The 19985-nt window shown below is 43.6% G+C and carries 32 protein-coding genes; 31 read left to right on the plus strand and 1 reads right to left on the minus strand.

Going from position 1 to position 19985, the window contains the following annotated elements:
* Positions 1–232 precede the first annotated feature (232 nt).
* The 4 genes from ACWIP2_RS07490 (at position 233) to ACWIP2_RS07505 (ending at position 3022) form a co-directional block, all read left to right on the plus strand.
* Positions 233–1873: a sodium/sugar symporter gene (locus ACWIP2_RS07490; RefSeq protein WP_448519296.1), complete on the plus strand. Its 1641-nt coding sequence runs from the start codon at positions 233–235 to the stop codon at positions 1871–1873.
* 145 nt (positions 1874–2018) lie between these two features.
* On the plus strand, positions 2019–2384 hold the full coding sequence (locus tag ACWIP2_RS07495) for a co-chaperone GroES (RefSeq protein WP_448519297.1): 366 nt from the start codon (positions 2019–2021) through the stop codon (positions 2382–2384).
* A gap of 150 nt (positions 2385–2534) precedes the next feature.
* Entirely contained in the window at positions 2535–2780 is a 246-nt protein-coding gene (locus ACWIP2_RS07500; protein ID WP_448519298.1) for a hypothetical protein, read from the plus strand.
* Between the two features lie 53 nt (positions 2781–2833).
* Positions 2834–3022 (plus strand): Txe/YoeB family addiction module toxin, encoded by a 189-nt coding sequence (locus ACWIP2_RS07505; RefSeq protein WP_448519357.1) that lies wholly within the window; start codon positions 2834–2836, stop codon positions 3020–3022.
* Positions 3023–3167: 145 nt separating this feature from the next.
* On the opposite strand, the gene porX is transcribed toward ACWIP2_RS07505, so the two are convergent.
* Positions 3168–4721: a T9SS response regulator signal transducer PorX gene (porX, locus tag ACWIP2_RS07510; protein ID WP_448519299.1), complete on the minus strand. Its 1554-nt coding sequence runs from the start codon at positions 4719–4721 to the stop codon at positions 3168–3170.
* Between the two features lie 488 nt (positions 4722–5209).
* Here porX and rplP point away from each other — a divergent pair, with 488 nt between their 5' ends.
* From rplP to gldD, 27 genes are all read left to right on the plus strand, one after another.
* A complete protein-coding gene (gene rplP / locus ACWIP2_RS07515; protein ID WP_448519300.1) occupies positions 5210–5635 on the plus strand; it encodes a 50S ribosomal protein L16 in 426 nt (141 codons plus the stop codon).
* A gap of 14 nt (positions 5636–5649) precedes the next feature.
* Positions 5650–5844, plus strand: a complete 195-nt coding sequence (rpmC, locus tag ACWIP2_RS07520) for a 50S ribosomal protein L29 (protein WP_448519301.1) — start codon at positions 5650–5652, stop codon at positions 5842–5844.
* A 16-nt stretch (positions 5845–5860) separates the two neighbouring features.
* Complete coding sequence (rpsQ, locus tag ACWIP2_RS07525) at positions 5861–6118, plus strand: 30S ribosomal protein S17 (RefSeq protein WP_448519302.1); 258 nt, start codon at positions 5861–5863, stop codon at positions 6116–6118.
* An 18-nt stretch (positions 6119–6136) separates the two neighbouring features.
* Positions 6137–6505 (plus strand): 50S ribosomal protein L14, encoded by a 369-nt coding sequence (rplN, locus tag ACWIP2_RS07530; RefSeq protein WP_448519303.1) that lies wholly within the window; start codon positions 6137–6139, stop codon positions 6503–6505.
* Positions 6506–6527: 22 nt separating this feature from the next.
* Positions 6528–6878 (plus strand): 50S ribosomal protein L24, encoded by a 351-nt coding sequence (gene rplX, locus ACWIP2_RS07535; RefSeq protein ID WP_448519304.1) that lies wholly within the window; start codon positions 6528–6530, stop codon positions 6876–6878.
* Positions 6871–7422, plus strand: a complete 552-nt coding sequence (gene rplE / locus ACWIP2_RS07540) for a 50S ribosomal protein L5 (protein WP_448519305.1) — start codon at positions 6871–6873, stop codon at positions 7420–7422. The genes rplX and rplE overlap by 8 nt, the downstream gene beginning before the upstream one ends.
* A gap of 9 nt (positions 7423–7431) precedes the next feature.
* Positions 7432–7701: a 30S ribosomal protein S14 gene (rpsN, locus tag ACWIP2_RS07545; protein ID WP_448519306.1), complete on the plus strand. Its 270-nt coding sequence runs from the start codon at positions 7432–7434 to the stop codon at positions 7699–7701.
* Between the two features lie 94 nt (positions 7702–7795).
* Positions 7796–8191: a 30S ribosomal protein S8 gene (rpsH, locus tag ACWIP2_RS07550; protein ID WP_448519307.1), complete on the plus strand. Its 396-nt coding sequence runs from the start codon at positions 7796–7798 to the stop codon at positions 8189–8191.
* Positions 8192–8204: 13 nt separating this feature from the next.
* Complete coding sequence (rplF, locus tag ACWIP2_RS07555) at positions 8205–8762, plus strand: 50S ribosomal protein L6 (protein WP_448519308.1); 558 nt, start codon at positions 8205–8207, stop codon at positions 8760–8762.
* Positions 8763–8782: 20 nt separating this feature from the next.
* Positions 8783–9133 (plus strand): 50S ribosomal protein L18, encoded by a 351-nt coding sequence (rplR, locus tag ACWIP2_RS07560; RefSeq protein WP_448519309.1) that lies wholly within the window; start codon positions 8783–8785, stop codon positions 9131–9133.
* An 11-nt stretch (positions 9134–9144) separates the two neighbouring features.
* Positions 9145–9663 (plus strand): 30S ribosomal protein S5, encoded by a 519-nt coding sequence (gene rpsE / locus ACWIP2_RS07565; RefSeq protein ID WP_448519310.1) that lies wholly within the window; start codon positions 9145–9147, stop codon positions 9661–9663.
* A 5-nt stretch (positions 9664–9668) separates the two neighbouring features.
* Positions 9669–9851, plus strand: a complete 183-nt coding sequence (gene rpmD / locus ACWIP2_RS07570) for a 50S ribosomal protein L30 (RefSeq protein WP_448519311.1) — start codon at positions 9669–9671, stop codon at positions 9849–9851.
* 32 nt (positions 9852–9883) lie between these two features.
* Positions 9884–10330 carry a 50S ribosomal protein L15 gene (gene rplO / locus ACWIP2_RS07575; protein ID WP_448519312.1) on the plus strand — a complete coding sequence of 149 codons (447 nt, stop codon included), beginning with the start codon at positions 9884–9886 and terminating at the stop codon, positions 10328–10330.
* A 17-nt stretch (positions 10331–10347) separates the two neighbouring features.
* Complete coding sequence (gene secY / locus ACWIP2_RS07580; protein WP_448519313.1) at positions 10348–11700, plus strand: preprotein translocase subunit SecY; 1353 nt, start codon at positions 10348–10350, stop codon at positions 11698–11700.
* A 9-nt stretch (positions 11701–11709) separates the two neighbouring features.
* Entirely contained in the window at positions 11710–12483 is a 774-nt protein-coding gene (map, locus tag ACWIP2_RS07585; RefSeq protein WP_448519314.1) for a type I methionyl aminopeptidase, read from the plus strand.
* Between the two features lie 8 nt (positions 12484–12491).
* A complete protein-coding gene (gene infA, locus ACWIP2_RS07590) occupies positions 12492–12710 on the plus strand; it encodes a translation initiation factor IF-1 (RefSeq protein ID WP_448519315.1) in 219 nt (72 codons plus the stop codon).
* A gap of 24 nt (positions 12711–12734) precedes the next feature.
* A complete protein-coding gene (gene rpmJ / locus ACWIP2_RS07595) occupies positions 12735–12851 on the plus strand; it encodes a 50S ribosomal protein L36 (protein WP_189586007.1) in 117 nt (38 codons plus the stop codon).
* A 26-nt stretch (positions 12852–12877) separates the two neighbouring features.
* Positions 12878–13258, plus strand: coding sequence for a 30S ribosomal protein S13 (rpsM, locus tag ACWIP2_RS07600; RefSeq protein WP_448519316.1), 381 nt, complete (start codon positions 12878–12880; stop codon positions 13256–13258).
* Between the two features lie 16 nt (positions 13259–13274).
* Complete coding sequence (gene rpsK / locus ACWIP2_RS07605) at positions 13275–13673, plus strand: 30S ribosomal protein S11 (RefSeq protein WP_448519317.1); 399 nt, start codon at positions 13275–13277, stop codon at positions 13671–13673.
* An 84-nt stretch (positions 13674–13757) separates the two neighbouring features.
* Positions 13758–14360 (plus strand): 30S ribosomal protein S4, encoded by a 603-nt coding sequence (gene rpsD / locus ACWIP2_RS07610; RefSeq protein WP_448519318.1) that lies wholly within the window; start codon positions 13758–13760, stop codon positions 14358–14360.
* A 55-nt stretch (positions 14361–14415) separates the two neighbouring features.
* Positions 14416–15405 (plus strand): DNA-directed RNA polymerase subunit alpha, encoded by a 990-nt coding sequence (locus ACWIP2_RS07615; protein ID WP_448519319.1) that lies wholly within the window; start codon positions 14416–14418, stop codon positions 15403–15405.
* An 8-nt stretch (positions 15406–15413) separates the two neighbouring features.
* The gene (gene rplQ, locus ACWIP2_RS07620; protein WP_448519320.1) at positions 15414–15887 is read left to right on the plus strand and encodes a 50S ribosomal protein L17; all 474 of its coding nucleotides are present in this window, start codon (positions 15414–15416) and stop codon (positions 15885–15887) included.
* 84 nt (positions 15888–15971) lie between these two features.
* On the plus strand, positions 15972–16385 hold the full coding sequence (locus ACWIP2_RS07625; RefSeq protein ID WP_448519321.1) for a hypothetical protein: 414 nt from the start codon (positions 15972–15974) through the stop codon (positions 16383–16385).
* 12 nt (positions 16386–16397) lie between these two features.
* Positions 16398–17522 carry an A/G-specific adenine glycosylase gene (mutY, locus tag ACWIP2_RS07630; RefSeq protein ID WP_448519322.1) on the plus strand — a complete coding sequence of 375 codons (1125 nt, stop codon included), beginning with the start codon at positions 16398–16400 and terminating at the stop codon, positions 17520–17522.
* 31 nt (positions 17523–17553) lie between these two features.
* On the plus strand, positions 17554–18018 hold the full coding sequence (locus tag ACWIP2_RS07635; RefSeq protein WP_448519323.1) for a single-stranded DNA-binding protein: 465 nt from the start codon (positions 17554–17556) through the stop codon (positions 18016–18018).
* A 22-nt stretch (positions 18019–18040) separates the two neighbouring features.
* Positions 18041–19390, plus strand: a complete 1350-nt coding sequence (gene gldE, locus ACWIP2_RS07640; protein WP_448519324.1) for a gliding motility-associated protein GldE — start codon at positions 18041–18043, stop codon at positions 19388–19390.
* A 10-nt stretch (positions 19391–19400) separates the two neighbouring features.
* The gene (gene gldD, locus ACWIP2_RS07645; protein ID WP_448519325.1) at positions 19401–19970 is read left to right on the plus strand and encodes a gliding motility lipoprotein GldD; all 570 of its coding nucleotides are present in this window, start codon (positions 19401–19403) and stop codon (positions 19968–19970) included.
* Positions 19971–19985: the final 15 nt, after the last annotated feature.

Here is a 19985-nt window from a genome sequence, read left to right on the forward strand (position 1 = left end):
GCAGGAAGCGCAAGCGATACATGTGTAAATGCAAAGAGTACACGGATTTGGGCAGATAACACGGATAAACGCTGTTTTTATTCATTAAATCTGCGTTATTCAGCGTAATCCGCTTTTATCCGTGTGCTAATGCTTGTTGTAAAACCTGTGAAACCCAAAATTTGCCTGCCAAATGAAAACTTCGTATTGTTGTGAAGTACAGAAATGAAAAAACATTCCAACTTCACACGATATGACGCAAATTGATTACATCGTATTTGTTGCCTACTGCATTACCATTGTAGCCATCGGGCTGTGGGTTTCCCGCGAAAAGAAAGGACACGAAAAAGATTCCAAAGATTACTTTCTGGCGAGCCAGTCGCTCCCATGGTGGGCGATTGGCGCATCGCTGATTGCTTCCAATATTTCCGCCGAGCAATTTATCGGCATGTCGGGTTCGGGCTTTGCGATGGGGCTGGCTATTTCTACCTACGAGTGGATGGCTGCCGCAACGCTGCTCGTGGTGGGTAAATTTTTCCTGCCCGTATTCCTCAAAACGGGCATTTATACTATGCCGCAGTTTCTGGAATCGCGTTATGATAGCCGCGTGCGGACAACGATGGCGGTTTTCTGGTTGTTGGTGTATGTATTTGTGAACCTGACTTCTGTACTTTATCTGGGTGCATTGACTTTGCACACCGTGCTGGATGTGCCGATGATTTACGCCGTTATCGGGCTTTCCGCGCTGGCGATTGTCTATTCTATTTATGGCGGCTTGATGGCGGTGGCATGGACGGACGTAGTGCAGGTCGTGTTTCTTGTAGCAGGCGGCTTGGCGACTACCTACCTCGCGCTTGACTTGGTAGGCGGCGGCGATGTTTGGACAGGCTTAACAGCGTTGCGCCAAAAAGCGCCCGAACACTTTCATATGATTTTTTCCGAAGGACAAATGATGATTCCCGACGGTTCGGGCGGTAAAAAAGATGCATATCTGGATTTGCCCGGTCTGAGCGTACTCATCGGCGGCATGTGGATTGCCAACCTCAACTATTGGGGCTGCAACCAGTACATCACACAGCGTGCGCTAGCTGCCAAAAGTTTAGACGAGGCGCAAAAAGGTGTCATTTTCGCGGGCTTTCTAAAACTGCTCATGCCGCTGATCGTAGTGATTCCGGGCATTGCAGCTTATGTGGTAGTGATGAAAGAAGGAGGCGCAGGTGCTTTCACCACCGCTATGACCGACGCGGCGACGGGCATTGTCAAGTCTGACAAAGCCTACCCCGCGCTGTTGAACCTGCTACCTGTTGGGCTGAAAGGGCTGGCATTTGCGGCGCTGGCTGCGGCGATTGTCTCCTCGCTGGCTTCTATGGCAAACAGCACGGCGACTATTTTTACAATGGACTTGTACAAAAACTTTATCAATCCAACCGCTTCGGAGGCTAATCTGGTAAAAACAGGGCGCATCGTAGCGCTGATTGCTTTTGCGGTGGCAGCCTTCGTAGCTCCTGCGCTGGGCGCTTTAGACCAAGCATTTCAATTCATTCAGGAGTACACGGGCTTTGTTTCGCCGGGCGTGGTGGCAATTTTCCTCTTTGGTTTTTTCTGGAAGCGCACCACCGCCACTGCCGCGCTGTTCGCCGCTATTGCGACGATTCCGCTCTCGGCGCTGCTCAAACAACTGCTGCCCGCGCTGCCTTTCATTGACCGCATGGGAGTTGTTTTCCTCATGCTGGCAGGAGGTATTATCGCTATTAGCCTGATGGACAGCCGCAGCAAAGACAACCCGAAAGGCATCACCATTGATGCGGCGCTGCTCCGCACCAGCCCGACTTTCAATATTGGTGCGACACTGATTGCAGGGGCTATTGCGGCATTGTATATTATTTTTTGGTAGGATAGGAACTTCAAATTGGCAGGCAGCACAGGGTCATCATGAGGCAATTTCCTGACATCCTGTCAGCCCTTAGCTGAAGAATATGAAACTGTACAACTATTGCTGTTCAATATAGGATACAATCCAGTAAACAACCCGTTTCTTTGTGGACAATTTAGATAAAATAATTGTGGTAGGCGATCGTGTGCTGATCAAGCCTAAATCGCCTGCCGATCGTACCGAAAGTGGGCTATACCTGCCGCCAAGCGTACAGGAAAACGAGCGCATCCAGAGTGGTTATGTAATAAAAGTAGGACCCGGTATCCCGATTCCGCTACCAACCGACGAAGATGAACCATGGAAAGCGCCCGAAGAGAAAGTAAAATACCTTCCTTTACAAGCAAAGGAAGGCGATTTGGCTTTGTTTCTGCAAAAATCAGCCTACGAGCTAATGTACGGCGGACAGCGTTATTTTATTGTACCGCAACATGCAATTTTACTGCTGGAACGCGACCCTGATCTTTTTGCTTGATTATTCCTACTTCGGAATCGGGTCGTCAGGTACGCGCCCTCCGCCCCGACAGAGAGTGTCCATGTATATGCGATAATTTTCAGTCTCCGAAAGCATGTCTTTGGGAGGCTATTTTTGTATTTTAGTACCGGATAAGAAATCAGAGATTATATGCGGGCTACTTTTGAATTAGATATTGATGAATTGGATGTTGAGTTTTTCAATCGCCTGAAAGAACTTTTTGGACAGAGGCATATCCGTTTGACCGTTATTGCGGATACAGTAGGCGAAACGGATTATTTGTTGTCTTCGGAGGCTAACAAACAACACCTGCTGCAATCTATGAAGGAAATTAATGAGGGGCGAGTAATATCATTTGATTCAGAAAAGTTTTTTGAAAGCTATAACGCCGAGTAATAATGCCTGTCATTCAGTTTAGCGAAACGGCATTTGAGCAATTTGAAAGTTAGATTGAAACAAATCCTCGTATAGCTGCCAAAATTATGAAGCTGCTTCGTGAAATTTCAAAAACACCATTTGAGGGAATCGGACAGCCAGAACCTCTGAAATATGAGTTAAGCGGCTATTGGTCGCGGCGTATTAAAATGGAAGATGGAGTTATCACCATACTTTCCTGCAAGTTCCATTATGACAAATAGCGGCAAAGTGCCATATTCCCGACATAAGTCATTCCAAATATCTAAACACTGATTATGGCGGATTTCACAGATTGACACGGATAAAAAACCGAGCTTATCTGTGAAATCCGCTTGTATTTGCGTTCAATCTCATTGGTAAGATGTCCTACTTCGGCATCAATTCTACATACGGAATAATGATTTCCTCTAATGAGATACCGCCGTGCTGGAAGGTATCCTTGTAGTACTTTACGTAGTGATTGTAGTTATTCGGATAGGCAAAGAAGTAGTCCTCCGTCGTAAATACGTATGAGGTAGATACGTTCTGTTTAGGCAGGTGCAGCACTTCCGGTTTGCGGCATACGAATACGTTCTTTTTGTCGTAGTCCAGATTTTTGCCCTGCTTGTAGCGCAAATTGGTATTGGTATTTTTGTCGCCGATGATTTTGTAGGGCTTCGTGGTGCGGATAGTCCCGTGGTCGGTCGTGATAATCAGGCGGCATTTTTTCTCGGCAATCTTGCGCACCATATCCACCAGCGGCGAATGCAGAAACCACGATTTGGTGATAGAACGATACGCCGCCTCATCAGGAGCCAATTCGCGAATCATTTCCGTATCGGTTCGGGCGTGAGAGAGCATGTCCACGAAGTTATAGACTACCACATTCAGTTGGTTATGCAGCAGGTTGCTGAAACTTTCCACCAGCGCCTTGCTTTGGCTCTGGTGAATGATTTTGTGGTAGCTGAACTTGATGTTTTCCAGACGGTTGCGTTTCAGTTGGTACTGTAAAAACTCCTTTTCGTTGTTATTTTTTGCACGCTCGTCTTCGTTGTCCTGCCAAAAGTTCGGGATGATTTTTTCCAGTTCCACAGGCAGCACTCCGGCAAAAATAGAATTGCGGGCAAAGGCGGTTGTTGTCGGAAGGATTGAGTAGTAGGTGCTTTCCTGCTCCAAGTTGAAATATTCAGCCAGCAGCGGCTCCAGTACCTTCCACTGGTCGTAGCGCAGGTTGTCTATCAGGAAGAAGAACGTAGGCTCGTTGGTCAGTTTGGGGAATAGTTTCTTGCGCAGCAACTGATGCGACATCATCGGTTTGTCAATGTCTGCATTGTTGAGCCATTGCTCGTAGTTGCGCATGATAAACTTGGCAAAGTTGGCGTTGGCTTCCTCTTTTTGCATTTTCAGTACGTCTGCCATACTTGGGTTGCCCGTATTTTCCATTTCCAGCTCCCAGTAAATCAGCTTTTTATAGACTTCTGCCCACTCGTCGTGGTTCATTTCCTCGCTGAAAGCCATCATAATGTTGCGAAAATCCTGCTGGTAGCTTTGAGTGGTTTTTTCGCCGATGATGCGCTTCTGGTCAAGCAGTTTTTTGATGGACAGCAGAATTTGATTAGGATTGACGGGCTTGATGAGGTAGTCGTCTATTTTGGAGCCGATGGCTTCCTCCATGATGGTTTCCTCTTCGTTTTTGGTAATCATCACCACCGGAATATGCGGGCGAATGGTTTTAATTTGTGAAAGAACTTCCAGCCCACTCATGCCGGGCATGTTTTCATCCAGAAAAATCACGTCATAAGACTGCTCCCCGAACTTTTCCAGCGCATCTGCGCCGCTGTTCACGGGCGTAATGTCATAGCCTTTTTTGGAAAGGAAGAGGATATGCGGTTTGAGCAAATCAATTTCGTCATCAGCCCAGAGTATGTTGTATCGATGCATATAAATACTTGTTTTTTAAGTAGTTAAAATGTAGAAAACGCTGGCGTAAAAGCGTGTGTCATGTAGTAGGCATAAGAAGTTCTTATATTATACGCAAAATGGCTGTCTATGGTCATATTTTAGGGTAAATTAACATTTTGGGTTGATTATATCCAATTCGCTTGTTATGGTGTAGGTGTATGGCATCGTGCGGAGGCTGGTGCTAAAATTTCATATCTGCCTCATTTTCTTGAAAATATTTCAGGCAATGTTTGGATAGTAGAAATAGTGAGCTATCTTTGCAGTCCCAAATCGTAAGCGATAGGAAACTCTGCTTGTAAGCGACACGAGCAAAAGTCCTGTTAGACAAATCAAGTTTTAGTTTTTAGACTTATCGCTCGCATTTCGTAGCGCCTTGATAATTCAAGGCACGAGATTCTTCTGGGCTTAAATTTTTATCAAAACGGCGAATGCCGCGTTGAAGTAATAGATAAACAACGTTTGTAGCCATGTTACAACCGAAAAGGACAAGATTCAGAAAGCAGCAAAAAGGTCGCGTGAAAGGCGTAGCGCATCGCGGACATACTTTGGCTTTTGGCGAATTCGGTATTAAAGCCTTAGAGCCCGGCTGGATTACAGCGCGTCAGATAGAAGCGGCTCGTATTGCCATGACAAGAGCCATGAAACGCGAGGGTCAGGTATGGATTCGCATATTTCCTGACAAACCTGTTACTAAGAAGCCTGCAGAGGTGCGTATGGGAAAAGGTAAAGGTGCGCCGGAATACTGGGTAGCCCCTGTGAAACCGGGTACTATTTTATTTGAGGCAGGTGGTGTAGATATTGCCTTGGCACAAGAAGCGCTGCGCCTGGCCGCACAAAAGTTGCCGATCACTACCAAATTTGTGGTTGCAAACGAACTAAAAGGTAATCTATAATCTGCGTAACAACTATGAAGAAGTACGCTCAATTACATAAACTTTCTGTGCAAGATTTAGAAAACAGAATTCAGGAAGCCAGTGCAAGGCTGCGCAGATTGCGTTTTTCACATGCTGTTTCTCAGTTAGAAAACCCAATGCAATTACGCAATGTCAAGCGTGAAATTGCAAGATTGAACACCATTTTATCTGCTAAAAAAGGTAAATAAATCGGAGCCATACAAAATGGAAGCAAGAAACCTGAGAAAAACCCGTACAGGGGTCGTGATAAGTAATAAGATGGACAAATCCATTGTCGTATCGGTAGAGCGCCGCGTGAAGCACCCTGCTTACGGCAAGTTCATGAAGAAAACGACCAAATTCGTTGCTCACGATGAACGCAACGAGTGTTTAGAAGGGGATACCGTAAAAATTATGGAAACCCGCCCGCTTAGCAAGTTGAAACGCTGGCGTTTAGTTGAAATTATCGAAAGAGCGAAGTAATCTCAAAAGAGAAGAGCAATGATACAACAAGAGTCAAGGCTCAATGTAGCTGACAATAGCGGGGCTAAAGAAGTTCTGGTAATCCGCGTTTTGGGCGGCACCCGCAAACGTTATGCGAGCATAGGAGACAAAGTAGTAGTTACTGTGAAGTCTGCCATTTCTTCAAGCAGTGTGAAGAAAGGCACAGTTGCAAAGGCAGTAATTGTACGTACAAAGAAAGAAGTTCGCCGTAAGGACGGTTCCTATATCCGTTTTGATGATAACGCTGTTGTTCTTCTGAACAATCAGGACGAACCCCGCGGTACTCGTATCTTCGGACCGGTAGCGCGCGAGTTGCGCGAGAAGCAATTTATGAAAATCGTTTCGTTAGCCCCTGAAGTACTCTAATCAGCATAAGGAGGACAAGACAATGAAGAAAACCGCCCCAAAGCCTCAGAAGTTTCACGTTCGTCGTGGAGATCAGGTAATGGTGATTGCCGGAGATGAAAAAGGTAAAACCGGAACAATTACCAAAATGCTGGTAGAAAAGCAGCGTGCTATCGTGGAAGGTCTGAACGTTGTAAAGCGTGCTGTAAAACCTTCTAACCAAAATCCTGAAGGTGGATTTGTAGAAAAAGAGGCTAGCATTCATATTAGCAACCTAATGCTCGTTGATCCTAAAACAGGAAAAGCTACACGCATCGGTCGCCGCAAGAATGCAGCCGGTAAATTGGAAAGATATTCAAAAAAATCAGGCGAAACCATCAAGAACAATGGCTAAACCGAGATTAAAAGAGAAGTACCTTAATGAGGTAGTCCCTGCGCTGAAAGAAAAATTTGCATACAAATCAGTAATGCAAGTGCCTAAGTTAGTTAAAATTTGTATCAACAAAGGCATTGGTCAAGCGGTAGCAGATAAGAAACTGGTAGAAATTGGCGTGGAAGAACTTACATCTATTGCCGGACAAAAAGCTGTACCTACAAAGTCGCGTAAAGCAATTTCAAACTTTAAGTTACGTGAGAATATGCCGATTGGTGCTCGTGTAACATTGCGCGGTGACCGTATGTATGAGTTCTTAGATCGTCTGGCAACAGTAGCACTTCCCCGTGTACGCGATTTCCGCGGTATTAGCGACAGCGGTTTCGATGGTCGCGGCAACTACACGCTTGGTGTGAAAGAGCAAATTATCTTCCCTGAGATCAGTATTGACAAAGTTAACAAGATTTCCGGTATGGACATCACTTTTGTTACTACTGCTCAGACCGATGAAGAAAGCCGCGCACTGTTAGCAGCACTAGGTATGCCATTTAAAAATCAAAAATAATCGCTTAGCATGGCAAAAGAATCTGTAAAGGCACGCGAAAGAAAAAGAGCCAATTTGGTAGCTAAATACGCAAAGAAGAGAGAAGAGTTGAAAAAAGCAGGCGACTGGGAAGCATTAGATAAGCTACCGCGCAACTCTTCTAAAGTTCGCTTACACAATCGTTGTAAAATTACCGGCAGGCCTCGTGGCTATATGCGTAAGTTCGGTATCTCGCGTGTTTTATTCCGCGATATGGCATCTGACGGTAGAATACCGGGTGTAACAAAGGCAAGTTGGTAATTACAAGTTTGTCTGGTTTAACCTTTATTTTTAAAGTAGAATCATACCTTTCTGTTAGGCGAAAGCCATCAACGAAAGCAAAATTTATAAGGCAATGACTGATCCAATAGCCGACTATCTGACAAGATTGAGAAATGCCATCCGTGCTAATCATCGGGTGGTAGAGATACCTGCATCAAAACTGAAGAAGGAAATCACTAAGTTGTTATACAACAAAGGTTATATCCAAAGTTATAAGTTTGAGGAAGCAGGACCGCAAGGTGTGATTAAAATCGCACTGAAATACCACCCTGTAACTAAACAACCGGCAATCGTTCACTTAGAGCGTGTGAGTAAGCCCGGTTTACGCAAATATACCAAGTCTAATACACTGCCTCGCGTATTGAATGGTCTTGGTATTGCAATAATCTCAACTTCTAAAGGTCTAATCACAGACAAAGAAGCAAGAGAACTGAACGTAGGTGGAGAAGTAATTTGTTACGTGTACTAAAACTGATACGACTATGTCGCGTATAGGAAAAAAACCAATTGTACTTCCCGCAGGAATAACAGTGGATATTGCTGCCGATAATACAGTAACAGTTAAAGGCCCTAAAGGTACGCTTTCTCAGCGAGTAGATGCTGATATAACTGTTAAAGTAGAAGGTAACGAGTTGCTTGTGGAGCGTCCAACCGATCAAAAGCGCCACAAGGCCTTGCATGGTTTGTATCGTTCGCTGCTAAACAACATGGTAATCGGTGTAAATGAAGGCTTTAAAAAGCAAATGGAGCTGGTAGGTGTAGGTTACAAAGCTGAAGCCAATGGACAGTTATTGCAGTTGAGTCTTGGCTACTCTCATAATATTGTTTTCGCGGTTCCTAATGAAGTAAAAGTAAGTGCAGAAACGCTGAGAGGTAAGCCTCCCGTAGTAACGCTGGAAGGAATTGATAAGCAATTAGTGGGACAAATCGCAGCTAAATTGCGCTCATTCCGCAAACCGGAACCATACAAAGGAAAAGGTATTAAGTTTGTTAACGAAGCTATTCGCCGCAAAGCTGGTAAAGCTGCTGCTAAGAAATAGTCTTTTGACCTGACAATACAATGGGAAATCAGAAAGAACTCAGAAGACAAAAAATTAAGAAGCGCATCCGTGCCCGTATCAGTGGTACGGCGAGTGTGCCCCGTCTCACTGTATTTCGCAGTAATACGGCTATCTACGCTCAGTTGATTGACGATGAAAAAGGTGTAACTTTAGCAAGTGCATCCTCTCGTGAAATAAGCGACAAGCGTTCAATAAATGTTGCCTTATCCAAAGAAGTAGGTAAAAAACTGGCAGAACGCGCTATTCAGCAAGGTATCAGCCGGAGCGTATTTGATCGTAACGGCTATTTATATCATGGCAATGTTAAATCTCTGGCAGAAGGTGCTCGCGAGGGAGGTCTCAAATTCTAAAAAATAGAACGATGTATCAGGCAAATATTAGAAGTTTTAAAGCTAGCGAAATCGAACTGACTGATAAGTTAGTGGCAATCAATCGCGTGGCTAAAGTCGTAAAAGGTGGTCGTCGTTTTAGCTTTGCAGCTATCGTAGTTGTAGGTGACGGCAAAGGTGTAGTTGGCTATGGCTTGGGCAAGGCTAACGAGGTAACTGATGCAATTACAAAAGCAATTGATGACGCTAAAAAAAACCTTGTCAAGGTTCCTGTAATTAAAGGTACTGTACCTCATGCTGTAGAAGGTAAATTTTGTGGAGGTAAAGTGTTATTAAAGCCTGCTGCGGCAGGTACGGGTGTAATTGCAGGTGGTGCAATGCGCGCAGTATTGGAGTCGGCCGGTATCACTGATGTATTAGCAAAATCAAAAGGCTCTTCTAATCCACACAATGTGGTAAAAGCTACTATTGACGCATTGTGTAAGATGCGCGATCCCAAAACAGTAGCCCAGCAAAGAGGCGTTTCATTATCTAAGGTGTTTAACGGATAGTAGTCATGGCAAAGATCAGAATTACACAAATCAGAAGCACCATTAAGCGTCCGCAAAACCAAAAAGATACGATTATCTCTCTTGGTTTGGGTAAGATCAACCGCACAGTAGAAAAAGAGGCAAATCCTCAGATTCTGGGTATGGTTCGTACTGTAGCGCACTTGGTTCGCGTTGAAGAAGTTAAATAGTCATTTCAGAGTGCTTTAATCGAAAGATTACAATGAAACTACATGAATTAAAGCCTGCAAAAGGTTCTGTTTTCAAGAAAGTGCGCTTAGGTCGTGGTCATGGATCCGGCAAAGGTGGTACTTCCACACGTGGTCATAAAGGTGCTAAGTCTCGCTCAGGTTACAGCCAAAAGTTAGGCTTTGAGGGCGGTCAGATGCCTTTGCAACGCCGTGTTCCAAAGTTTGGCTTCAAAAATCCTAATCGCATAGCATACAAAGCGATCAATTTAGGAGACATCCAAGCTATTGTGGACAAAACAGGAACTACTTCCATTACTCTTGACTTTCTGTATCAGAATGGAATGGTTGCCAAGAAAGATTTAGTTAAGATTTTGAGTAAGGGAACACTTACATCTGCAGTTGAGGTAACAGCTCATTCGTTTTCTGCTTCTGCAGTCGAAAATATTGAGAAAGCCGGTGGGAAAGTTATCAAGCTCTAATTAATCAATCGCCGCTCATGAATAAGTTTTTCACTACCATAAAGAATATTTTCTCTATTGAGGAACTTAAAAACAGAATTTTATTCACCTTAGGCTTTTTGGTGATCTTTCGTTTAGGTTCTTACATAGTGTTACCCGGCTTAGATCCGGCGATGCTTTCAAGCGGCGGTTCCTCTGCAGGTATTTTAGGTCTGTTAGACACCTTACTGGGTGGGGCATTTTCCAGAGCATCAATTTTTGCACTTGGAATCATGCCCTACATTTCTGCATCTATCGTTATACAGTTGCTTACTGTAGCTGTTCCTTACTTCCAAAAGATGCAAAAAGAAGGAGAGTCAGGACGCAAGAAGATGAATCAGATTACACGTCTTTTGACAATATTAATCACATTGGTTCAGTCTTCAGCTTACATTGCAGGGACAATCATTCAACCACAGCCCGAAGCTGTTGTGATTGATAGAACAGCATTTACCATTAGTTCTATGATCATCCTTACATCAGGCACCATATTCTGTATGTGGATGGGTGAGAGAATTACTGAAAAAGGTATCGGCAATGGTATTTCGATGCTAATTATGATTGGTATTGTTTCTCGTTTCCCTGCTGCAATTGTTGCTGAGAGTGCTTCACGTGGTTCGGCAGGTTTGTTGCTATTTGTGTTGGAATTGGTCGCGCTGTTCTTTGTAGTAATGGCAGTTGTATTGATTACTCAAGCTGTGCGTCGCATTCCTGTACAATATGCTAAGCAAATTGCAGGTGCGGGAGCAAGAAGTAAGAAGCTATCTATGCTCGGTGCACAGCGTTCTTATTTGCCACTGAAGATCAACTCTGCAGGTGTAATGCCAATCATCTTTGCGCAGTCCTTAATGTTTTTGCCGTCTTTGTTGGCCTCAACGCTTGCCGATCGCTACGACTGGGCTAATTACATTGCTACGACATTCTCAGACTTTACTTCATGGCAGTACAATCTGTTGTTTGCCGTTTTGATTATCGTGTTTACTTTCTTCTACACTGCTATCACGGTTAATCCGACGCAATTAGCCGATGAAATGAAGCGCAATGGAGGTTTTATTCCGGGGGTAAAACCGGGAGAGGATACTTCAAATTACATCAGTCATATCATTGACAGAATTACATTACCCGGCGCTGTTTTCCTTGCTGTTATTGCCATTATGCCAGCTTTTGCCAGCATAGCCGGTGTCAATATGGAGTTTGCGCAGTTTTATGGCGGCACTTCACTTTTGATTATGGTTGGTGTTATTCTGGATACCCTTCAGCAAATTGAAAGCTACCTGTTAATGCGCCACTACGAGGGCATGATGAAGACTGGCAAAGTGAAAGGTCGGGCAGGTAATGTTGCTGTTGCTTAACACATTTTTATGATTTACTATAAAAACGCTGCTGACTTAGAAGGAATTAGGCAAAGTGGTGCTTTGCTGAGCAAAGTACACGGGGAAGTGGCTAAATTAGTAAGAGAAGGTGTTACAACGAAAGAGTTAGATAAACTTGCAGAGGAGTATATTAGAGATAATGGTGCAGTTCCTTCATTTTACAACTACAATGGTTTTCCTGCATCTTTGTGTATCTCTGTCAATGAAACAGTCGTACATGGCATACCAAATGATTACCGTTTGCGATCGGGCGATATTATTTCCATTGATTGCGGTGTGTACATGAATGGTTATCATGCAGATTGTGCATTTACGTATCCTGTAGGAGAGGTCAGTGCAGAAGTAATGAAACTGTTGAAAGTTGCTAAGCAGTCTCTTTATGAAGGAATAGCTAAGATGGCAGTTGGTAACCGCATTGGAGATATTGGTTTTGCGATACAGAGTTATGTTCAAGCACACGGTTTTTCAGTAGTTCGGGAGTTGGTAGGACATGGGTTAGGCAAAGCCCTACACGAAGATCCGCAAGTGCCTAACTATGGCAAGCGAGGATCAGGTGTAAAAATCCAAAATGGAATGGTGTTAGCCATTGAACCTATGATTAACCTTGGAAAGCGGGATGTAGTACACGAAGCAGACGGTTGGACGATCCGAACCAGAGATAGAAAACCTTCTGCACATTTCGAACATACAGTCGCACTTTACAACAACGAGGTACAAGTTCTAACCAGTTTTGAATATATTGAGCAGTTGTTCAAATTTTAACCGATATTATGCCAAAACAATCGAATATTGAGTTAGACGGAACAATAGTAGAGGCATTGTCCAATGCGATGTTTCGGGTAGAACTCGAGAATGGCCATCAGATTATTGCCCATATTTCAGGTAAAATGCGCATGAACTTTATTCGTATTTTACCGGGTGATAAGGTCAAGTTGGAAATGTCTCCATACGACCTTACGAAAGGAAGAATTGTTTACCGTTACAAGTAATAAAGCACTTTAATTCACACGACCATGAAAGTCAAAGCATCTATTAAAAAGCGTAGTGCTGAATGCAAGGTGATCCGTCGCAAGGGTAAGTTGTACGTGATCAATAAAAAGAATCCTAAGTTCAAGCAAAGACAAGGTTAATTAAGATTTATTCATTCTGAAGAATCATGGCAAGAATTTCCGGAGTTGATATTCCAGACAACAAGCGTGGTGAGATTGCTCTTACCTACATTTACGGTATTGGCAGATCTGCTGCCAAGAAAATTTTGAATAAAGCCGGCGTTGACATCAATCGAAAAGTTGTTACATGGAATGATGCAGAATCAAAAGCCATTCGCGATATAATCAACGGCGAGTTTAAGGTAGAGGGAGAACTCAAATCTGAAGTACAGTTGAGTATCAAGCGCCTGATGGATATTGGTTGTTACCGTGGCTTGCGCCACCGTAAAGGTCTGCCTGTAAGAGGTCAGAAAACAAAGAACAATGCCCGCACACGCAAGGGTAAGCGTAAAACGGTAGCTAACAAGAAAGTAGCATCTAAGAAATAATTAGGCTTGTAATATTATGGCAACTCAATCTAAAAGAAAAGACAAAGCCAAAAAGCGCGTGGTTCAGGTTGAACCCGTTGGTCAGGTTCATATCAAAGCGTCTTTCAATAACATCATTATCTCTATTACCAACAATTCAGGCCAAGTAATTTCCTGGTCTTCTGCCGGTAAAATGGGATTTAAGGGTTCTAAAAAGAACACCCCATATGCAGCTCAAACAGCAGCAGCAGAATGTGCGAAAGTAGCTTTCGATTTGGGTATGCGCAAAGCAGAGGTTTTTGTTAAAGGTCCCGGTGCAGGTCGAGAATCAGCTATTAGAACCATTCAAAGTTCAGGTATCGAAGTAACACTTATTAAAGATGTTACCCCGTTGCCGCACAACGGCTGCCGTCCTCCTAAAAAGCGTCGTGTATAATTCTCTAATGTTTAATAATGTTGAATTGCTGAATCTTACTTTCCCGGTAAGATGCAACATTGAAACAAAAATTTTTACAATCCAATGGCAAGATATACAGGTTCCAAATCAAAGATAGCAAGACGTTATGGCGAGCCTATCTTTGGTCCTTGTAAAGCACTGAAAAACAAAAATTATCCTCCAGGTCAGCACGGTAGAGGAAAAAAGCGCAAGTCTTCAGAATATGCTGTCCAGTTGATGGAAAAGCAGAAGGCGAAATACATTTATGGTGTATTAGAGCGCCAATTCCGCCGTACTTTTGAGAGAGCATCTCGTTTAGGTGGTGTTACCGGTACTAATTTGCTGCGTCTTTTAGAAGCGCGCTTAGATAATATCGTTTATCGCTTAGGCATTGCTCCTACGCGCCGCGCTGCACGTCAGTTAGTTTCTCATAAACATATTACCGTGAATGGTGAGGTGGTAAATATTCCTTCATATTCTTTGCGTCCTGGCGATGTGATTGCTGTGCGCGAGAAATCAAAAACACTGGAGGTCATTACCAAATCTGTTACCGGCCGCGTAAACAGACTTCCTTGGTTGGAATGGAACGCTGCCGAACTTACAGGCAAATTTGTTCACCTGCCAGAGCGCGAAGAAATTCAAGAAAACATTAAAGAGCAACTCATCGTTGAACTTTATTCAAAATAACATTACTTTCTTTGGTTATCAGGTTGCTTAACAAAAAACAAGTAAGGAGTAAACTATGTCCATTTTAGCATTTCAAATGCCCGATAAAGTGGTGATGGAGAAGGCAGACGATTTTCACGGTCTGTTTGAATTCAAACCTCTTGAAAAAGGTTATGGGGTTACTATTGGTAATGCTCTGCGTCGCATCCTCCTTTCTTCATTGGAAGGTTACGCAATTATCGGCCTTAAAATACATGGTGTGCTCCATGAATTTTCAACCATTGAAGGTGTTGTCGAAGATGTATCTGAGATTGTTCTGAATTTGAAAATGGTTCGTTTCAAGCGACTGGTAGATAATCCTGATCTCAAATTCACAGTTACTGTGAAAGGAAAGTCAGTGCTGACTGCCGGCGATTTCAACAGTGCTACAGAACAGTTTCAGATACTCAACCCAGAGCACGTTATTTGTCATCTGGATCCTTCTGTTTCTTTAGAAATGGATATCCATTTAGACAAAGGACGTGGATATGTTCCTGCTGAAGAAAATAGAGTAGCAGATAACAGTTTTGGCTACATTCCGATTGATGCTATCTTTACGCCTATTCGCAATGTGAAATACAGCGTTGAGAACACCCGCGTGGAGCAAAAAACTGATTACGAGCGTCTCTTACTTGAAATACAGACCGATGGGTCTATCCATCCTGAAGATGCACTGAAGGGCGCAGCAAATATTCTTATCAAACACTTCATGCTTTTTGCAGATCAGACAATTACTTTTGAATCTCCCAAGCAGGAAGAGGAAGAAACTGTAGATGAGGAGTATCTGCATATGCGCAAACTGTTGAAAACTTCACTTGCAGATTTGGATCTGTCGGTGCGTGCTTACAACTGCTTGAAGGCTGCTGACATCAAAACGCTCGGCGATTTGGTACAGTTGGAGATCTCTGATATGATGAAGTTCCGCAATTTCGGACGCAAATCATTGACAGAACTTGAGCAACTCATTGATGAGAAAAATCTTAGTTTCGGCATGGACGTAACAAAATACAGATTGGACGAAGATTAATTATTACCATGAGACACGGAAGAAAAATAAACCACTTGGGGCGTACCGCATCGCATCGCAAAGCGTTACTTTCCAATATGGCAGCTTCGCTGATTGTTCATAAAAAAATCAATACAACAGTTGCCAAAGCTAAGGCTCTGCGTAAGTTCATAGAGCCTTTGATCACCAAGTCAAAGACAGATACTACACACTCCCGTCGGATGGCTTTTGCTTATTTGCAAGACAAAAATGCAGTGCGCATACTATTCGATGAGATTGCACGCAAAGTAGTTGATCGCCCGGGAGGCTACACACGCATCCTGAAGACAGATTTTCGTCTGGGTGATAATGCTGATATGTGTATGATGGAATTGGTGGACTACAACAGCGTAATGATTGCGGGAGAGAAAACTACTACGAAGAAAACTCGTCGCGGGCGCAAAAAAACATCTGCCACAGATACCGCAGAAACTACTACGCTCGAAACACCTGCCGCTGAGTAAGGCAATCAAGCATCACATGACGCACAAGAAGGATTTGGCAATATGTCAAATCCTTCTTATTTTGAGTACACGTTACAAGAAACTATGAAAAACTCATCATATTCATGGCCGATAACATTCCTTTTCCTATTGATGCTGACCGCTGTCTCGTGCCGAACCCTTAGTATCAAGAAAGATTATCAGCGACTTGCCGGTTCGTGGAAAGAAGAATGGGGATCGGAGGATGTGCAGTATAACGATGTGTACCAGATCGCATATCTGGGTGGCGATAAACTTGCTGTTACCTGTAAAGGACGCGCTAACTATATCATCAGTGGCGTAGGATATGATGGCAAGCATCTGCGGATGCAGGTGGAAATACGCGATAATAAGTATCAGACCGGATCGGCAAATATTCAATATGATCTCAAATTACTTAAGTCGCCTTTGCTGCTGAGCGGTACGGCAATTAATCACGAAAATAAGACTATTCCTGTTAAGTGGATCAAGCAAGAATAGCAGTTGCAGCATATGACAACGACCTTTAATTTCGGGTCGCCGCTCGTTGACTGGTATGAACTCCATAAACGCGACCTGCCTTGGCGCGCTACTAAAGATCCTTACTTAATCTGGCTTTCGGAAGTCATTTTGCAACAAACCCGCGTTGCACAGGGACTCCCCTACTATGAAAAATTTGTAAACAGATACCCCTCTGTACAAGAACTTGCCGCCGCTTCTGAACAGGAAGTTTTGCGTTTATGGCAAGGTCTGGGCTATTATTCGCGGGCGCGCAATATGCACGCAACTGCCCGGATGATTGCAGCACAGTATGCTGGAAAGTTCCCTCAATCGTATGCCAAGTTGATTGGGCTAAAAGGCATTGGTCCTTACACGGCAGCAGCCATTGCTTCTTTTGCCTTTGATGAGCCTGTAGCGGTGGTAGATGGCAATGTGTATCGGGTACTGTCTCGTTTGTACGGAATCACCGAAGACATTGCCTCGCACAAAGGCAAGCAGTTTTTTGCACAATATGCGCAGGAATTATTGCTGAAAAATTATCCCGCAGTAGCACCCTCGATATATAATCAGGCAATCATGGAGTTTGGAGCAACGCATTGCACGCCCGTTGCTCCAAGTTGCAACACGTGTATCTTTGAACAGCATTGTTATGCGCGTTTGCACCAAATGCAGCAGCAGTTGCCTGTTAAAGAAAAGAAAATCAAAATCAAACAGCGGCAGTTTGTCTATTTCCTGCTGGAATACGATAAACATGTACTCCTCAAAGAGCGAGGCACAGGTGATATATGGCAAGGATTATACGACTTTCCAATGGTCGAGATAGCAGAGCGTGCCTCAGATCCGCTTGCGCAATTGATTTACACGCAGATCGCAGACTTATTGCCTTTGCAAGGACTTGCGATAGGGAATCCGGTTGGCGATCTGCCGCTGCGCATTAAGGCTATTTCAGACAAGTACAAACACCAACTGACGCATCAAATCCTGCAAGTGCAGTTTGTACATCTAACAGTTGAATCAACCGCGTTCTGGCAACAGTTATGTGCAACAGATGTGTTAAAAGTCCATACCTTTGCCGATTTGCATGAGCTGCCTAAGCCTGTTTTGATAGCTAACTATTTGCAAAAGGTTTTTTTTTAGTAATTTTATCCAACAAAAGACAGCAAAACATATGATCAATAAGGCTATCCTCATAGGTAATTTGGGCAAAGATCCTGTTGTGAGACATACTGCAAATGGGATTCCTGTAGCAACTTTCTCACTGGCTACTTCCGAGTCTTACAAGGACGACAACGGCGAGCGAATTGATAAGACCGAGTGGCACAATATTGTCCTGTGGAGAGGTTTGGCAGAAGTGGCAGAAAAGTATCTCAAGAAAGGAATGCGGATATATTTAGAAGGTAAAATTACTACACGCGAATACGAGCAGGATGGTATAAAAAAATACATTACCGAAATCGTGGGAAATACCATGCAGATTCTGACGAGTCGCAACGAGACAAGTGGCGGGCGTGGCGAAATACCACTGCCTGAAGAGCCATCTGCATACAAAACGCAGCCCAAAGAGACACCAATGAAATCTGCTGCCGCGATCAAAACTGATAGTTCATCAACAGAAGACGAACTACCGTTTTAGTTTTAGATAGCTTAGCGCCGCTTTGGAAACAATATCCGATTTGTTTGACCAGATGCCATTGGTAGCGACAGGTTCTGTGTGGCTTATGTACTCTGTGGAAGGCATAATCTTATGCCTTCTTTTAGTTTGTTCTGCTCTCATCTCAGGCTCTGAAGTCGCATTTTTTTCGCTCAAACCGCAGCAACTTTCTGCCTGCCGCAACAGCGAATTACAAGCCGAGCGCGATATTGCAATTTTGCTGAGCGATCCGCGCAAACTGCTGGCTACTGTGCTGATATTGAACAACTTAGTAAATATCAGCATGGTTACGCTCTCTACTTATATGATGATGGATATTATAGGCAAGGGCGGCCCCGATGCAGCACTTGCGGTTTCTGTCTTAACGCTGGTAGTTACTTTTATGATCGTTTTTTTTGGCGAGGTAATTCCTAAAGTGTATGCAAATCAGCGGGCGCTTAGTTTCGCAATCCTAACAGCTACACCAATCTTGTGGCTCAGCAAAATTTTTAGTCCTTTGTCTGCTCTCTTGCTTCAAATGAGCCGATTGGTAGAGGAGCGTATCAAAAATAGAGGCTACGACGTATCCATTGCAGAGTTGAATGAGGCACTTGAGATCACTACTACTTCAGATCAAACCAGCGACGAGCAGAAAGAAATACTGAAAGGTATCGTTAATTTCAGTACGATTACCGTGCGGCAGATCATGCAGATGCGCATAGATATCTGCGCTGCCGATATAGACTGGAAATTTCACGAGTTACTCGCCTACGTCAATGAAATGGGTTATTCCCGCCTGCCCGTGTACAGAGAGACGATTGATAAAATCGAGGGTATTTTGTATGTGAAGGATATGCTGCAACACATAGACCGAGATGACGACTTCGGCTGGCAGCAACTGGTACGACGCGATGTTTTTTTTATTCCCGAAAATAAGCGCATTGACCAATTGATGAAAGATTTTCAGGCACGGCGCGTCCACATGGCTATTGTAGTAGATGAATACGGCGGCACAGCGGGACTTATCACACTGGAGGACATCATAGAAGAAATTGTAGGCGATATCAACGATGAGTTTGATACATTAGATGTTACTTACAAGAAAGTAGATGATAACACCTATTTCTTTGAAGGGCGTACATTGCTAATTGATTTTTGCCGTCTGATGGATGTAGATGCAGATATCTTTGATGAAGTACGCGGCGATAGTGAATCGCTTGGAGGCTTATTGCTGGAGCTTTTTGCTCGAATGCCGCGCGTAGGAGAGAAAAAACGGTTTAAGAATTTCATTTTTACGGTAATGTCTGTAGATAAAAAGCGCATAAAAAATGTCAGAGTATTCATCAAAAAAGAAGCACAGATCAGTAGTATTTAGCTTGCTGTGTATGTGGGTGTTTGGTGCTTGCCAGCAAGAACAGGATTTTAAGCCTAAACCTAAGGGTTTTCACTATATTGAACTGCCACCCCACCAATACGTACTCACCCCCGATTCACTACCCTATATTTTCGAATATTCTGCCCATGCAAAATTAATGAACGACACTTCGTTTATGGCAGAGCGTTTCTGGATGGAAATTTACTACCCTGAACTGACGGCTAACATTGATGTATCGTACAAGCGTATCCGCGAGCCGAAAGATTTGCGCGACTATGTAAACGATTGCTATAAACTGGCACAGAAACACAACATTCGCGCCGAGTCTATTGAAGAAATTATTACCAAAACGCCTAATGGCATGACAGCGGTCATGTATCAGTTGGAAGGCGACGTACCTACTACCTTTCAGTTTTACGTAACTGATTCGGTGAAGCATTTTTTCAGAACGTCGCTCTATTTTCCTACTTCTCAAAAAAATGATTCATTAGCGCCATTGATTCGCTATACGACACAAGATATGGTGCATATCATCAATACCTTGCGATGGAATCCGAAAGTGGCTGACCGCTTGAAATAAACAGCCCCCGTATTT

It is taken from the genome of Rhodoflexus sp. (genome assembly GCF_053489755.1).